Source organism: Shewanella sp. 10N.261.52.F9, from assembly GCF_041471165.1.
In the GTDB taxonomy this organism is placed as follows: Bacteria; Pseudomonadota; Gammaproteobacteria; order Enterobacterales; family Shewanellaceae; genus Shewanella; species Shewanella marinintestina.
In genome coordinates, this window is the sequence record NZ_JBFRNX010000023.1 from 397661 (window position 1) to 413439 (window position 15779).

The 15779-nt window shown below is 42.1% G+C and carries 14 protein-coding genes; 8 read left to right on the top strand and 6 right to left on the bottom strand.

Translation table 11 applies throughout. The features are described from left to right. Positions 1 to 195: 195 nt before the first annotated feature. A complete protein-coding gene (locus AB4298_RS16090; protein WP_248998710.1) occupies positions 196 to 1611 on the top strand; it encodes an AmpG family muropeptide MFS transporter in 1416 nt (471 codons plus the stop codon). A 207-nt stretch (positions 1612 to 1818) separates the two neighbouring features. After that, on the top strand, positions 1819 to 2058 hold the full coding sequence (locus tag AB4298_RS16095) for a hypothetical protein (protein WP_248998711.1): 240 nt from the start codon (positions 1819 to 1821) through the stop codon (positions 2056 to 2058). Between the two features lie 59 nt (positions 2059 to 2117). On the opposite strand, the gene AB4298_RS16100 is transcribed toward AB4298_RS16095, so the two are convergent. Further along, the gene (locus AB4298_RS16100; protein WP_220764780.1) at positions 2118 to 2603 is read right to left on the bottom strand and encodes a YajQ family cyclic di-GMP-binding protein; all 486 of its coding nucleotides are present in this window, start codon (positions 2601 to 2603) and stop codon (positions 2118 to 2120) included. 98 nt (positions 2604 to 2701) lie between these two features. Between AB4298_RS16100 and AB4298_RS16105 the strand changes: the two genes are divergently transcribed. The 5 genes from AB4298_RS16105 to AB4298_RS16125 all read left to right on the top strand — a co-directional run bounded on the left by AB4298_RS16105 (position 2702) and on the right by AB4298_RS16125 (position 6813). Beyond that, on the top strand, positions 2702 to 3133 hold the full coding sequence (locus AB4298_RS16105) for a VanZ family protein (protein ID WP_283107231.1): 432 nt from the start codon (positions 2702 to 2704) through the stop codon (positions 3131 to 3133). 39 nt (positions 3134 to 3172) lie between these two features. Beyond that, positions 3173 to 4177, top strand: coding sequence for a ketopantoate reductase family protein (locus AB4298_RS16110; protein ID WP_371987478.1), 1005 nt, complete (start codon positions 3173 to 3175; stop codon positions 4175 to 4177). Positions 4178 to 4424: 247 nt separating this feature from the next. Continuing rightward, the gene (locus AB4298_RS16115) at positions 4425 to 5924 is read left to right on the top strand and encodes a sodium-dependent transporter (RefSeq protein WP_248998713.1); all 1500 of its coding nucleotides are present in this window, start codon (positions 4425 to 4427) and stop codon (positions 5922 to 5924) included. Then, a complete protein-coding gene (locus AB4298_RS16120) occupies positions 5921 to 6025 on the top strand; it encodes a MetS family NSS transporter small subunit (protein WP_220764770.1) in 105 nt (34 codons plus the stop codon). Before AB4298_RS16115 ends, AB4298_RS16120 begins: the two co-directional genes overlap by 4 nt. 89 nt (positions 6026 to 6114) lie before the next feature. Next, the gene (locus AB4298_RS16125; RefSeq protein ID WP_371987479.1) at positions 6115 to 6813 is read left to right on the top strand and encodes a phosphatase PAP2 family protein; all 699 of its coding nucleotides are present in this window, start codon (positions 6115 to 6117) and stop codon (positions 6811 to 6813) included. A gap of 12 nt (positions 6814 to 6825) precedes the next feature. Here AB4298_RS16125 and AB4298_RS16130 read toward each other — a convergent pair whose 3' ends face one another. The 4 genes from AB4298_RS16130 to AB4298_RS16145 form a co-directional block, all read right to left on the bottom strand. Beyond that, positions 6826 to 7701 carry a DMT family transporter gene (locus AB4298_RS16130; protein WP_371987480.1) on the bottom strand — a complete coding sequence of 292 codons (876 nt, stop codon included), beginning with the start codon at positions 7699 to 7701 and terminating at the stop codon, positions 6826 to 6828. Positions 7702 to 7885: 184 nt separating this feature from the next. Beyond that, positions 7886 to 9121, bottom strand: coding sequence for a DUF819 family protein (locus AB4298_RS16135; protein WP_248998716.1), 1236 nt, complete (start codon positions 9119 to 9121; stop codon positions 7886 to 7888). 47 nt (positions 9122 to 9168) lie between these two features. Further along, a complete protein-coding gene (locus tag AB4298_RS16140; protein ID WP_248998717.1) occupies positions 9169 to 10053 on the bottom strand; it encodes a LysR substrate-binding domain-containing protein in 885 nt (294 codons plus the stop codon). Between the two features lie 661 nt (positions 10054 to 10714). Continuing rightward, on the bottom strand, positions 10715 to 12022 hold the full coding sequence (locus AB4298_RS16145; protein WP_371987481.1) for an OprD family outer membrane porin: 1308 nt from the start codon (positions 12020 to 12022) through the stop codon (positions 10715 to 10717). Positions 12023 to 12264: 242 nt separating this feature from the next. Between AB4298_RS16145 and AB4298_RS16150 the strand changes: the two genes are divergently transcribed. Then, complete coding sequence (locus AB4298_RS16150) at positions 12265 to 14040, top strand: flavocytochrome c (RefSeq protein WP_248998719.1); 1776 nt, start codon at positions 12265 to 12267, stop codon at positions 14038 to 14040. A gap of 112 nt (positions 14041 to 14152) precedes the next feature. On the opposite strand, the gene AB4298_RS16155 is transcribed toward AB4298_RS16150, so the two are convergent. Then, a complete protein-coding gene (locus AB4298_RS16155) occupies positions 14153 to 15715 on the bottom strand; it encodes an AbgT family transporter (RefSeq protein WP_248998720.1) in 1563 nt (520 codons plus the stop codon). Positions 15716 to 15779: the final 64 nt, after the last annotated feature.

The window sequence follows — 15779 nt, forward strand, 5'->3', positions numbered from 1 at the left end:
GTAAAACCCAAACCATTAATTGGTTTGGGTTTTTTATTGTCTTTAAATGAAGTAAATCTAGTGCAGGTATTAACCCCTCCGGCAGTAATCACTATCGTGAAGTAAAAAACATTATTGTGCCCTTGAACCCTGGCACCGTCCTACGTAAGCTAGTTGAACTCATTGTTATTTCCCTACCTTAGGTGGTTCGCCCCCGTGCATTCTTTCTTTTCGCGTTTTAAAGACGCTGCATCAATTTATTGTCATAAACGGGTTCTTATCCTGTTATTGCTCGGTTTTTCCGCAGGCCTACCGTTAATGTTGGTATTCTCAACGTTGTCGTTCTGGCTTCGGGAAGCTGGTGTTGACCGTACAGCAATTGGTTACTTTAGCTGGATAGCACTAGCTTATGGGTTTAAGTGGGCTTGGTCACCACTTGTCGACAGAATGTCGCTTCCTATATTCACTCGACTATTGGGGCGCCGACGCGGCTGGATGATGTTTGCCCAACTTTTACTTGTAGCAGCGATTGTCGGAATGAGTCAAAGTGACCCGTTAGCAGATCTTGAAAGGCTAGCACTATTTGCGCTAATGGTTGCATTTGCCTCTGCTACACAAGATATTGTTATTGACGCATTTCGGATTGAGTCTGCTCCTGTAAAAATGCAGGCGGCACTTGCCGCCGCTTACCAGGTCGGGTACCGCAGCGCCATGATTGTAGCTACAGCAGGTGCATTAACTATTGCTGCTTGGATAGAGCCCAATAGCGAAGCATACAGTTTAACGTCTTGGCAAACCGCATATATAGTGATGGCAGGACTTATGTCTATTGGTATATTAACCACCCTATTTAGCACCGAGCCCACCGTTGAGACAAAAACCGTCGATAATCAAGAAGCTGAGTTAAAAGACAGATTCTCCAAACGCTATCCAAGAGTCATTGCAGCTAGCCTATCTTGGCTTTACACCGCAAGCGTACTACCTTTTATCGACTTCTTTAAACGCTACGGTCGCAGTGCGATTTTAATTTTGTTACTTATTTCTTGTTATCGGATCTCCGACATTGTGATGGGGATTATGGCTAATGTATTTTATGTCGATATGGGCTTTTCAAAAACAGAAATTGCTACATTGAGTAAAATTTACGGCCTAATAATGACCTTAGTTGGTGCCGGAGCTGGCGGATTATTGATTGCACGCTACGGCACAATGAAGATCCTTTTCTTAGGAGCCTTGCTTGTCGCTGTGACTAACTTATTGTTCGCCTATCAAGCCATGATTGGCTACAACGTTAGCTTTTTAACCTTTGCTATTTCAGTGGATAATTTCAGTGCTGGTATTGCCACCGCGGCCTTTATTGCTTACCTATCAAGCTTAACCAGCAGCGGGTATAGTGCTACTCAATATGCCCTGCTATCATCAATTATGTTGCTCTTCCCTAAATTCGTAGCAGGATTCTCAGGTGCTTATATCGATGCCTATGACTACGTTAGTTTCTTTATTGCAGCCAGCTTAATCGGTTTCCCAGTGCTTGGACTCATACTACTGGTACAAAAGTATGCACCTAACCCCAACCAAAGTGAGCCAAACGATATAGTGAAGCAAGATAAGCCAAAAGAGCTAGGAAGCTAAAATAAGCCCTATCGTTAGCTGTTATTTTACCCGGTGGCATAAATAACCAACAAATGAGCAAAATAGTTGATTGATGTGATTCGAAATATTTAAATTTGCCATAAAAAAATCATAAAGCATTGAGATAAATGAAATTAATTTATTGGCACTTTAATTGCTTACATGTATTCATAATGTAACTAACTTGGAATAGTAAAGGGAAAAAATATGGATATGGATATTGGTCAAATTATTATTGTTGCGATTATTGTTTTTGCCATCTTTGGAACTGACTTTTTTAAATATCGCTTTCGTATGAAGCAGCTTGAAGCAAAAATCGATAGCAGTGATAAAATGAAGCTTATTGATGAGGTAAAAAGTATCCAACACCGTTTAGTGGTTTTGGAAAAGATTATTACCGACAAAGGCTATGAGGTTAACGAAGAAATAAATAAACTCAAAGGTTAGCCTTAAAGCAAGGGCTGCCAATTTGGCAGCCCTAATCGAGAATCATACCGTTCAGTTGATTAATCTCTGAAGTTATTAAACTGGAATGGTTGACCTAGTTCAGACTCACGAGCCAAAGCCATAACCTGCTGCAGATCATCACGCTTCTTACCTGTAACGCGCACTGAATCACCTTGAATAGATGATTGGACTTTTAGCTTGCTGTCTTTAATTAGTTTCACTAACTTTTTGGCGACTAAGGTTTCAATACCTTCTTTAAACTTCACTTTTAAAGAGAATGTTTTACCACTGTGTACCGCTTTTTCGTCAACATCCATCGACTTAGGATCGACATCACGCTTACTCATTTGCATACGCAAAATATCAACTAACTGACGGCACTGGAAGTCATCTTCAGCCGTTAAAGTCACTACGTGATCTTTGTACTCGATGCTGGCTTCTTTACCGCGAAAATCAAAGCGGCCTTTCAGTTCACGCACTGAGTTATCAACCGCGTTACGCAGTTCAACTTCATTTACTTCTGAAACAATATCCATTGAAGGCATAAGTTTGGTCCTTAAAAAATGTCTGTTGCGGTATTTTACGCATTGAGCCTCTGAACTTGAAGCAAATAAACCACTAATTATGACGAAATCTCGCCTTAATGGTGACTTTGGCTATGGGTTTTCTTATGATTAACCCAAATAACTCAAATGACGATAACGTGATAACTAGACAAACAATTTTTAAATGGGCACTTGCTGTAACACTCATAGTGGTAAGTTATCTGGTTTTTTCCAAGCCTAACTATTATCCAACAGGGATCCCTTATTTTGATAAAATGGGCCATGTTGGTAGTTTTTTTGTTTTGTCTTACCTTACTTATTTAGCCTTTAAGCCAAAGTGGTATGTACTTGCTGTGATCTTGGCCTGCTACGCGGTGTTTATTGAAATAGTTCAATCTCAGCTTTCCTACCGTAGCGCTTCAATTGGCGATTTTATTGCCGATATGGTTGGTATATCTCTGTTCTACATTACTCACTGGTTATATTGTCGTTATATTAAAGTCACCAAATTAATAGAACCGAGTAATTAGTCATTACACTGATAACGTTTTACAAGTTTAAAGCCACTAATGCGCCACAATTTAAGGGCCTACACGCCAATGTCGCTATCGAGTTCGTCTCAATCTAATGTTTCTCAAATTGCTAGCACCAATAAGCAAATAACTATCTTAGGCGCTGGTGCCATTGGCCAGCTTATTTACCACCAACTACAAAGTGTGCCAAGCCTTTATAAGCTAAACCTAATTGGTCGAGAAGATAACTCATCAACGCTTCCCCTTGCCTTTACTGGCATGAATGGACAAATAAATAATCGTGACGCGCTCCTTATCGGCGCTAATGATTGCCCGAAAATGTTGGCCAATACCGCACTGTTGATAGTTTGTGTCAAAGCTTACCAAGTCAAATCAGCATTGGAAGCTGTTATCAACGATTTGCCGTACGATGCCCATATATTGATGCTCCACAATGGCATGGGACCGCACATTGAAATAGAATCGATTCTAAACGGGCGAGGATTAAGTTTAGGTACAACCTCACAAGCTGCACTCAAGTTAAGTACGTATCACGTCCAGCAAACTGGCACGGGTTTAACTCAAATCGGCCCATTTACAGCACCAGCCTTAGATCATCAAATCCAAAACACACTACTGAAAGCCATTACCAATAGTGAGTGGCATCAAGATATTTTGCCATTACTTTGGCAAAAACTGGCAGTAAACGTAGCAATAAACCCACTAACAGCTATTAATAACTGTACCAATGGCGAGCTTAACGATAAAAAATATCGAGACGTTATTTACAATGCTGTCAATGAGTTGGTTATGGTGGCTAAAACAGATGGTATATCATTAACACTAGAAAATTTACTTGAACGGGTTTATCAAGTTATTAAGCTGACAGCAAATAACCTATCCTCAATGCACCAAGATGTGTACCACCAGCGAGCAACTGAAATCAACGCTATTAATGGTTTTGTTGTTGCACGAGGCAAGGCTCTTCGAATCAATACCCCTTATAATCAGCAGCTACTTAAGCAGGTTCAGCAGATAGAAGCAAAATATCAGCCTGCATAACTATAGCTTAGTCATCCCGTGTACTCTCGCTCATGTAGAGAGCCAGCCAAGTCACCGCAGGGCTAAACTGAGTATTCATCTAGAGTTACAAATTTAAAATACAACCACTCACTCCACCTTACATGCTCTATGTTTACGGTTTACTTTAGCTTTAGTCCCTGCAAGTTCTTCAATCCTGACTAAAATTAATAAAAATGAGATTTCTTATACTTATTGCTATTACACAAGGCGAGGACAGGCGTAAATAATGCAAAGAGAGCAATGGAACTCAAGGACAGGCTTTATTCTTGCTGCAGTGGGATCAGCTATTGGCTTAGGAAATATTTGGCGCTTTCCTTATATGGCGTATGAAAACGGCGGCGGAGCCTTTTTCATCCCCTACCTTTTCGCCATGTTAACCGCCGGGATTCCATTTATGATTATGGAGTTTAGCCTAGGGCATAAGTATCGCGGCGCAGCGCCTCGAGTCTTTGCCAGATTGGGAGATTCTCTCGGGATTAAACTTGAATGGCTAGGTTGGTTCCAAGTATTTATTGCTACTGTTATCGCTATCTACTATGTCGCTATTATAGGCTGGGCTATCTCCTATTTTTCGTTCTCTATTACCCAAAGCTGGGGAACCGACACGAATGCCTTTTTCTTCAAAGAATACTTACAACTCGGCGATAACTCCCCCACAAAGCTAGGGTCCATGCAGTTTCATATTGCTATCCCCATGGCGATAGCTTGGAGTATTACGACCCTTGCGGTATACAGTGGTGTAAAAGGCGGTATCGAACGTGCCAGCAAAATCATGATGCCACTGCTTTTCATCATGGTACTACTTTTTATCACCAGAATTGTGTTTCTTCCTGGCGCCCTAGAAGGGCTTAATTACCTATTCAGGCCAGATTTCAGCATGATTTGGGATGCTAAAGTTTGGTCAGCGGCATACGGACAGATATTTTTCACCTTAAGTGTCGGCTTTGCCATCATGTTGGCTTACTCTAGCTACCTACCAGAGAAATCCGATATTAATAACAATGCCTTTATGACGGTATTAATTAACTGTGGCTTCTCTATTTTAGGCGGCATCATGATTTTTGCGGTTCTTGGCTATATGGCTGAGGAGCAAGCCAAGCCGATAACGGATGTGGTTTCATCAGGTGTAGGTCTAGCTTTTGTTACCATCCCTGCCGCTATTAATTTACTGCCAGCCCCCTACATCTTAGGACCACTATTCTTCTTAGCTTTAGTGGTTGCAGGGATAAGCTCACATATCTCAATTATTGAGGCAGTGGTCTCTGCGGTCATGGATAAACTGTCGTTGTCACGCAAAAAAGCGGCATTATTGGTTTGTGGTACGGGCTTTGTTGTCTCTATGGCATTTTCTAGTAATGGCGGCTTGCTACTGTTAGATCTTGTCGATTACTTTATCAATAACATCGCCTTGCTCTCTAGCTGCCTGATAGAGCTTATTATCCTTGCCTGGTTATTTAAGATTGCCGATATTCGTGATTATGCCAATCGCTGCAGCGAATTCAGTATCGGCAAGTGGATGGAGATCTGTCTGCGCTTTATCGGCCCTATCATGCTTGCAATTATTCTGGTTAAAAACCTGATCACGACATTAACCGACGGCTATGGCGACTACCCTATTGCAGATCAACTATTTCTCGGCTGGGGGCTGGTGGCAAGCATGCTGTTTACCGCTATCTTTATCAGTGTCATTTCCGGCAACAATATTTCAAAGGAGCCAAAGCCATGAGCACAGGTGCTATTATCATGATGATATTCGCTTTGCTACTCACCTGGGGTGGGGCTGCAATTTGTATTTCAATCGCGATGAAGGCCTCAAATAAAGAGTGACGATAACATCCACTAGGCTTTTATCGCTTGTCGTTGTCGCCAAGGCTCCCTAAACTGTTTGCCTACTCGCCACAGATTAATATTCTTTGATGACCCCTAGCATACGCCCAGAAGCCGAAGATAAAGAACTCCAAGATAAGCTCCGACCTATGACTCTGTCACTAAGAAACTGTTTCTGGCTCTACCTTGCCAGCTGCTGTTTAATTGTTTTCAGCGTACTGTTTCTCGATCGACCTATTTCGACTTGGATGCATTTAAATGTCGATGCTAGTGATATTTTCAAACCACTGAGCCAAATGCCGCTGCTATTTGAAACATTAACAGCGCTGATTATTCTTGGCTGTATTAAGCCCAAATTCCGTCAGCAATATGCAAACTTCGCACTGGCATTAACTTTCACCGTCATTACTGCAACAATGGTCAGATTAGCGGCAAAATTTATATTTGGCCGCACTTGGCCAGAAACCTGGATCCATACCACAGCGGGCAGTAACCCCTCCTGGATCCATAATGGGGTAGAAAGCTTTCATCCCTTTGCCATAGGGCCTGCCTATAATTCATTTCCCTCCGGACACGCCCTGTTCACTTTCGCATTGGTAAGCGTATTTTGGTGGCGCTTTCCAAAGTTATATTGGCTATGGTTACTGGCGATGATAGGCGCTATAGCGGGTCAATTAGGTCAGAATTATCACTTCCTTGGTGACTTGATTGCGGGTGCAACTCTTGGGATTTTATGTGCGCAGTTCTCTATTGCTCTGAGCAAAAAACGGCTCAAACACAAAAGGTAAAGTGAGTGACAACTAACTCCACATCACTAATATTGCAGCGACCGCAATTAGAATCAGCGCCAGCATATCCTTAACCTTTACCTTATCTTTTAGCCATAGCATTGCGATAAGTAAGGTAAAGAACACCTCAACTTGGCCAAGCGTTTTAACATAAGGCACTGCTTGTAGCGACATAGCACTAAACCAACCAATTGAACCAATACAGCTTGTAGCACTAGTTAATAACGTCAGTTTGGGCCTTTGCATTAAGCCCTCAAGGGTATTTTTATCAACAAGACTTGAGTAAATAAGCAGAGCTGTGGTTTGAATCGCAATCACAAATAGCAGCACCCAAGCCGCGCGGTGCGGAAATGGTAAATCGAGATTTAAACTTGCTTCTCGTACCCAGAGTGAGGTCAGCGCAAAGGCAGCTCCGCAGGCAAGCCCAAGTAATATAGTCGCAAAAGAAAGCTGTTTAACGCCGCCTTTAGTACTCAGCATAAATACCGCGATACCACCTATCAGCACGCCTATCCAACCTAAAAGCGATAGCTCGGTGCCAAAAAATACCACTCCTAAAATCGCTGCAACTATGGCTTCACTCTTTGCAAGTCCAGCTCCCACGGCAAAATTTTTCATTTTGAATAGTTTCACCATTAAGGCCGTTGCTAGTATTTGCATTGCCGATGCGCCCAACACATAGGCACTAAACTTAAGAGTGATAAAAGGCAATCCCACTGGCTGCCACGCGTATAACCCCGCCAAGTAGAGCATCGCTATCGGCGTAGCCCAAATAAAGCGCGCTAAGGTAACCCCGGCGATATTGACGTCTTTACTTAATAGACTTTGAAACGCATTGCGCCACGCCTGCATAAAGGCTGCAAGAAAAGTAAAAAATATCCAACTCATCAACCATTCCAACACTTAATCTTGAATCTAAAGAGCCATTAGTATGCACTTTATTAATAATAAAATCTGGGAGTTAGTTGATACTCGCTATCACGAAAAAGAATAAGCTAAACGAGGAACTGCAGTGATGCGGTAATAAATTAACTTAAATAAAGAAGCCCACTGAAATAGCAGGCTTAACACTTCAGCCAGGTGTCACAAGTCGCAATAACTCACCGCAAACCCAAGCCATATAGGTAGCTAGAGCATAACCTAATACAGACAACAGCACTGCGACTGGCGCAAAACCTTTGTGAAAAGCAATAGCAACCACTGGCGATGATGCCGCGCCGCCTAGATTACATTGGCTGGCTATCGCCATATATGCAACAGGAGAGCGGGTGATTAAGCCTATAGCAATAACTAAAAGTGCGTGGATCAGCAGCCATAAAAAGCCAATAATGAAGTAAATAGGAAAATCAGCGATAGCAGTAATATCCATTTGTAATCCCATAATAGCGATTAAAAAGTACAACATCATCGATGCGACATTTGAAGCTCCCACATATTCTAAGTCGCGCACCTTAGTGTATGACAGCAACACACTAACGCATGTCACTATTATTACGATCCAAAAGAATTCAGAAGTTAAACTAAACTTTGCCAGCTCAGGGTATTCACGCTCAAAAAATGGCACCAATAAATCAGCGCCTCCATGTCCAACTCCCATAACGCCAAAGCCCACAGCAAAAATCAGCATAAAATCTGTTAATTGTGGCATCCGCTTAACTTGCTTTTCAAGGGCGGCAGCTGACTGCTGCAAAACCGCTAAACCGCTAGTATTTGCGCCGAGTTTATTATCAATCACAGCCGCATGTTTCGCGCAAAAGAGTAGAAATGACATCCAAATAGCAGAGAACACTACATTGACGGTGATCATTATCGAAAAGATGCCATCGCCTACTGCAAACACCTCTTTCATGGCTAACTGATTAGCAGTGCCACCGACCCAATTGCCGGCCAATGTTGCCATACCGCGCCACGCAGCATCACTGCCAGACCAAGTAATTGAGTCTGGCACCAGAGTCGCAAAGCCATATAGCACTATAGGACCGCCTATAATAACGCCAACACCACCGACTAGAAACAAAAGAATCAGTTTAGGGCCAAGCTGAAGAATCGCCTTTAAATCAACGCTAATAATCAATAAACAGAGACAAGCGGGCATAAGGTAACGCGAAGAGATAGCTGCAAGTTGGCTATCAGTTGGATCGATTAAACCTGTGGCATTGAATAATGACGGCAGAAAGTAGCACATTACCATCACAGGCATAAATCGATATAGCTTTTGCCAAAATGGCTGTTTTAGCTTGCTGGTATAAAAAATTGCACCGAGTAATAGTGCTATGAGTCCAAAAATTACGGGGTCAGCGGTGATCACGAAAATTCTCCGGCAGTGCGGCTGTTATCGTGATAAAAGCCGCCTTACTAACAATCTGTATTACAAAACGCTAAAAACTTACTGGCCAGCTCTCCAAGCGCTTCATTCTCACGCGTGATCGCCCAGTACTGACGCTGGTGATCCCAACAAGGTAAGTCAAGTTCGATTAATTCTCCACGCTCGACTTCTTCAACCACGGCTAACCAAGGCAAAACACTTACCCCTATTCCGGTACCAATTGCACGCTTAATTGCGCCCATTGTTGTCATGGTCAGTTCTTGCTCAATATTAACTTTGGCACTTTTCAGCAATTGAACCGCTCTAATACGTGAAATAGAGTTAGTTTCATCAAGCACCCACAACTCTTGCGATAACCGTTCGGCAGATATTGGCTCTGCAGCAATAGGGTTGGTGCGCGCGGTGACAATACAAATTTTGTCTTTAAGCCACTTAGTGCTGTTTAGGTTCTGACTACCGGGTTTGGCATCAATAAAACCCAAATCCAGCTCTTTTTCACTCACCATCTGTTCGATAGTAATACTATTACCAACAACTAGCTTAATATCTACCGAAGGAAACTCCTTCTTAAATAGAGGGATTTTACGCGATAACACATAGTTACCCGCAGTTTTACTGCTACCCACTTTCAAGCTACCACGTATGCCATTAGATTGTTCAGAGAACATCTGCTCAAGCTGCATACCTTTTGAGAGCATTTCATTGGCATACGGCAAAATCACTTTACCGTTATCATTGATCACTAAACCATTACTGTTGCGATCAAATAAGCGACTCCCTAGTGAGCCTTCTAGGTCTTTCAATGCCATGCTTACCGCTGGCACAGACATGTGCAGATCTTTCGCCGCTTTAGAGATCTGTCCACTGTGATGAATGGCTTTAAATATAGTGAGTTGCTTTAGCGTGATTCTCATATTTTTATCTTATTTTTCGGGCTCCACTAAAGTATATCGAAACCACAATTTAAGATTAAATTAATCCTATTTAAAAGTATGGAACTGTTAACTAGGTACAAAGTTAGCCGTTTATTTGACCTGAGACCGCTAAAGTAAGCACTCACATGTATAGTTAGAAACGTTCAGCTATAAAGGTCATCCTGCAGTTATTAAGCCCTTAACTCTTAAATACACTTGAGTAAGTAGCTAGGATTACACTAATTATTAGCTCTATCTGTTATTTTTAAATCAAAGCCTAATTATCGAAATCATCGCTATGGTAAATAAAGCTATAGACGTCTTTTTTAGGGTACACTTTAACTTACCAACACAAAAAACATATAACCAAACACTAAACCAGCCACTAAAAAAAGCTAAACTATGCAATCAAGTCAAGTCCAAGAACAATACACAAATCTTTCTATTAAAAATTTAATAGAAAAAACTAATAGAAAGACCACCCAACTAAAACAACAATAAAGACCACTCAATTAAAAAACATACTAAACATAGATAGGAACTCACTAATCAATTAACAAACTCTCACCCCCAATCTATTAATAAAATAAAGCGGCTATTTTAATCGACACCGCTTTATATTTCTCAATATATATAAATTGATTATTAAAGTTAAAATAGATTAAAACTTAAAGCTGTAATCAATATAAACGCGGTGGTCCACGTTATCACCTTTAACCCCTTGAACTGAACCTATCTCAGTAGATTGATAATCAGCATACAAATAGCGTAAGGATAAACCTTTTACCATAGGCAATTTATAGCGTGTATCGATAGCAAAAAACTTCTCTTCCGCTTCACCTTTACTCGCGTCAGCAGCGTTTTCAATATCAGTACCTTTGGCGTAGGTAATCTTAGTCGTTAACCCGTCAAAACTAGAGTTTAGTTTGCCGAAATCAACACCTACACGGGCTAGCCAAACCGATTCATTAGCATTGGTAAAATCCGGGCCGATTGGAGCGCGAGTGGGTAGTGGGTTTGAACCGTGGTCGCCTTTGTAGTTATCTTCAATCCAGATCTCTCCAGTTTGGCTGAAGGCTACTCCCAGGCTAAATGCATGAACTTTATAGTCCGCATCGAGAAACCACACAGAACCATCGTTGCTTTCAATACCGTCAATATTCTTATCACCGCTCTCAGCAAACAAGGCGCCATTATCAGACGAAGTGAAATAACCACCAGAAAGTTTTAGCTTTCCTTGACCTATTGTATCCACATAACTACCACGTAAACCGAACTTTTTCAGGTAATCATCAGACACCATATACTCTACATCAGCGCTAAATTTACCTTGTTTAAACTGAGCACCTACACCCCAAATAAGGTCAATCTGAGGACCATCTGTATCTGCTGCAAAATCTGTCCACTCATCGCTATTACGGCCACTCCATTGGTCAAATGCGTAACCATATACTTTAACTGAATCAAGTGCTTGGTAAGAGCCTGTTAAACCACGAAAACTACTTGGAATAGCGCGACTCGTTGAAGTGCTGAAAAACATTTGCTTGGTTTTTTGATAACCCAGTTTAAGCGAAAGCCCTTCTGTTGGTAACACTTCAACATAGGCCTGACCTATTTTACCAAAGGCACTTTCAACATTATTTTCATCATTTGGATCATCCGGCATAATGCCAGGCGCATTATCTGTTCCGGTTGAGTTTATATTTGCAACACCATAAGCAGATAATCCAATTTTAAACCAATCAGAGATCTTACCCGACTGATAATTAAGTTCTAACGCCTGCGCTAATGTATTACTGTCTTTATCAGGGGTTTCATCATATTCACGGTCAAAAAATATTGTACGTGTTTTTATTTCTAAATAGTCATTATCTGTTATACCATCAAGCGCGTAAGCATTACCTAAAAGAGTAAACTGACTTACCAATGCTAATGAAATAGCCGATAGTTTTATTTTTCTGTTCATCATCCAACACCTGTTATTTTATATTTGTTAAAAAGTATATGTGGATGTTTTATTTTCATTGTTGACAGTGATCACACCAAAGCCCTGCAAATAGCATTTTAAGAAAATTTTAAACAGGTTTAATAAAAACTGAGCCAACTACCTAATATGATATAGGTCTAAGTTTTATATTATTTAAATGATTAACCTAGCTCCAAATCAGGGTGGCAGCAAAACACCTGAATAACAAAACTATGGAGCAAATGATGAAACTAAATAAAATCAGTTCGATAATGGCAGTATTGCTATTAACTTCGGGCGCTGCAGTTGCGAAAAGCAATGATCTTGCAGGTTTCCATGCCGATATGGCTGGTTGTGACTCTTGCCACGTATCTGCCAAATTAAAAGATATCAAAAAAGGCTTAACTGACAGCCAAACACATGAAAACGCCCAATGTAAATCTTGTCATGGCTCTTATGAAGACCTTGCCAATGACAAACTCGCATTTGATCCGCATACATCACACTTAGGTGATATTAACTGTACCTCTTGCCACACTGCGCACGCTAAACCACAGCTAACATGTAATAACTGCCATAACTTTGAAATGGATATGCCATTCGCTGATTCAAAAGCGAAAAAGAAATGGGATGGTTCATGGGATCAAGCCAAAATTCAAAAGGCTATCGATAAAGGCCCAGTTGAAACTGTGGATGTCATCATTGTAGGTGGTGGTTCAGCGGGCTTTAACGCAGCCATTTCAGCTAAAGAAGCTGGCGCGAAAGTCGTGCTATTTGAAAAGGCTGCCTACACTGGCGGCAACTCTATGCTTGCTGCTGGTGGTATTAACGCTGTAGGTACACCACAACAAAAAGCCAAAGGCATTGAAGATACAGTTGAATGGTATGCAGAAGATGCCATGAAAGGCGGCCGTTACCAAAACGATCCTAAGCTAGTTAAGATCTTAGCTGAAGAGTCTGCAGGCGCTGTAGCATGGCTTGAATCTTTAGGCGCTAATATGAACGATTTAAAACGTTCTGGTGGTGCACGAGTAGAACGTACTCACCGTCCATCTGGTGGCGCTTCAGTTGGTCCACACATTATCGATACTTTACGTAAAGCTGCCGACAAGCGTGATATTCCTGTACGCGTCAATTCACGCGTTGAGAAGATTGTACTCAACGATGACCAATCTATTGCAGGTGTTGTCGTTCATGGCCGTCACAGCGGTTACAACATGATCGCTGCTGACTCAGTTGTACTGGCTACCGGTGGATACGGCATGAACAAAGAGATGGTGTCTTACTATCGTCCAACCATGAAAGATATGACTAGTTCTAACAACGTGACAGCAACTGGCGATGGTATCTTGCTAGCCAAAGAAATTGGCGCATCGATGACTGATATCGACTGGGTTCAAGCGCACCCAACAATCGGTAAAGATAGCCGTATTCTAATCTCCGAAACTGTACGTGGTGTGGGCGCTATCATGGTTAATACCGATGGTGAGCGCTTTATTAATGAACTAACAACCCGTGACCGTGCATCTGACGCAATCCTTAAGCAAAAAGATCAATACGCTTGGTTAGTGTTCGATGAGCAATTAGTTGAAAAGAAAAAGATGGTTCGCGGCTATGAGCATCTTGGCATGCTAAGCAAAGCAAACACCATTGCTGAACTCGCTAAAATCACTGGTATGAGCCAACTAGAAGTCACTGCAACTGAGTACAACAAGTACCAAGCAAGTGGCAAAGATACAGCCTTTAGTCGTGAAGATATGCCGTTAGATCTTAGCAAACCACCTTTCTACGCCGTTAAGGTTGCTCCTGGTATTCACCACACAATGGGCGGTGTAGCAGTTGATACCGAAACTAACGTGTTGAACCTACAAAGCTGGAAAATGCCTGGTCTATTTGCTGCAGGCGAAGTAACTGGCGGTGTACATGGCTATAACCGTCTAGGCGGTAATGCGATTGCCGATACCGTAGTATTTGGTCGTAAAGCGGGTGAAAACGCCGCTAAACACGCACTCGCTAAGTAACACCTATCACCATCATCCCCCTGTAAACAAAAGGCCAAGTCAGTTGACTTGGCCTTTTTATTTTTATGCTGCCACCTTAAATTAGGTGTCGCATACTTAAGCGTATTCTACATTACAGTCCATAAGTGTAACTAGCACCTAGACCTAGTGGAAAACCCAACGCCCAGTAAGCCAGTAACCACACACTCCAGATAGACATCAGTGCTAAGCTAAATGGCAGCATCATAGAGATCAGCGTGCCAATACCAATGTTCTTCACATAGCGCTGACAGTAAACCACAACTAACGGGAAGTAAGGCATTAATGGCGTGATGATGTTTGAGCTTGAATCACCAACGCGGTAAGCCGCTTGTGATAGATCTGGGCTGATATTAAGCTGCATTAACATTGGCACAAGTACCGGACCAATCAATGCCCACTTGGCTGATGATGAACCCACAAACAGATTCACAAAGCCCACTAAAATAATCATACCCACAACGGTAATTTCAGCTGGTAGATTAAGTGCTTTTAGACCACCAGCGCCTTCAACCGCAATCAGCGCACCAAGGTTAGATGCCGAAAACGCCGCCACAAACTGCGCACAGAAAAAGGCCATAACGATGTAATGCGACATGCCGCTCATCGATTTTGACATCGCCTGAACAACATCGCCAGAGGTTTTAAATGCACCAGTCATATAACCGTAGACCAGACCAGGCAACATAAAGAAGATGAAGATTAGCGGTACAATTGACTGCATCAACGGTGCTTTAAAGCTCGTTAGGGAGCCATCAGCGTCACGCAGTGTTGAGGTTTCAGGTACTGTTAATGAGAAGAAGGCTGCAATAGCAACAATCATTACTAAGGTTGCTACGCGAAATGCTTTAACCTCTGATGGCTTCTCCTCTTCCATAGCGGGAAGATCAACTTCTTCACGGTTAACCTTATGAGTACGATTAAGGCGAGGCTCTAACACTTTGTCTGTTAGATACCAAATAAGCAGCGTGATTGGAATACAAGAAGACGCTGCGAAGAACCAGTTGTTTAATGGGTTAACTTCAATATTAGGATCTACAATTTGTGCAGCAGCTTGGGTGAAACTCTGCAGTAGCGGGTCAATACCAGACGGGATAAAGTTAGCGCAGAAACCACCAGATACCCCCGCAAATGCTGCGGCAATACCTGCTAACGGGTGACGGCCCACAGTAAAGAAGATAACACCGGCAAGTGGAATGACCACTACATAACCCGCATCGGTTGCGGTATGAGAAATAATACCGACAAGAACAACCGCTGGAGTTAAAAATTTAGCTGGGGTGATTTTTAACATGCGTTTTAGCGCAGTGTTAATGTAGCCAGAATGCTCGGCAACACCCACACCTAACATTGCCACGAGTACCACACCCAAGGGGGCAAAAGCGGTAAAGGTTGTTACCATTGAAGTTAAGAAGTTAGTTAACGCTTCTGCACTCAGTAGATTATTAACAACAATTGGAGAGTTTGTCCGCGGGTCGATAGCCTCAAAGCTCACACCCGATAACATTGCCGATAATGCCCATACGGCAAACATCAAAATCAAAAATAGCATTGCAGGATCGGGGAGTTTATTACCGACTCTTTCAATGCTGTCTAGTGCCTTACCTAACATCCCTTGCGGCCCTTGATCCTCAAGCGCCTGTTTATCTGCTTTCATCATTCAACCTATTTATTATGTTTTCTTCTCACACTAAGTAGATCTTATTGCCAACTAAGCCAAT

Excerpts from the sequence above, each read along its gene's own strand:
- AB4298_RS16095 (WP_248998711.1), top strand. The coding sequence starts at position 1,819 with ATGGATATGGATATTGGTCAAATTATTATTGTTGCGATTATTGTTTTT.
- AB4298_RS16100 (WP_220764780.1), bottom strand. The coding sequence starts at position 2,603 with ATGCCTTCAATGGATATTGTTTCAGAAGTAAATGAAGTTGAACTGCGT.
- AB4298_RS16105 (WP_283107231.1), top strand. The coding sequence starts at position 2,702 with ATGGTGACTTTGGCTATGGGTTTTCTTATGATTAACCCAAATAACTCA.
- AB4298_RS16110 (WP_371987478.1), top strand. The coding sequence starts at position 3,173 with ATGCGCCACAATTTAAGGGCCTACACGCCAATGTCGCTATCGAGTTCG.
- AB4298_RS16115 (WP_248998713.1), top strand. The coding sequence starts at position 4,425 with ATGCAAAGAGAGCAATGGAACTCAAGGACAGGCTTTATTCTTGCTGCA.
- AB4298_RS16120 (WP_220764770.1), top strand. The coding sequence starts at position 5,921 with ATGAGCACAGGTGCTATTATCATGATGATATTCGCTTTGCTACTCACC.
- AB4298_RS16125 (WP_371987479.1), top strand. The coding sequence starts at position 6,115 with ATGACCCCTAGCATACGCCCAGAAGCCGAAGATAAAGAACTCCAAGAT.
- AB4298_RS16130 (WP_371987480.1), bottom strand. The coding sequence starts at position 7,701 with ATGAGTTGGATATTTTTTACTTTTCTTGCAGCCTTTATGCAGGCGTGG.
- AB4298_RS16140 (WP_248998717.1), bottom strand. The coding sequence starts at position 10,053 with ATGAGAATCACGCTAAAGCAACTCACTATATTTAAAGCCATTCATCAC.
- AB4298_RS16145 (WP_371987481.1), bottom strand. The coding sequence starts at position 12,022 with ATGATGAACAGAAAAATAAAACTATCGGCTATTTCATTAGCATTGGTA.
- AB4298_RS16150 (WP_248998719.1), top strand. The coding sequence starts at position 12,265 with ATGAAACTAAATAAAATCAGTTCGATAATGGCAGTATTGCTATTAACT.
- AB4298_RS16155 (WP_248998720.1), bottom strand. The coding sequence starts at position 15,715 with ATGAAAGCAGATAAACAGGCGCTTGAGGATCAAGGGCCGCAAGGGATG.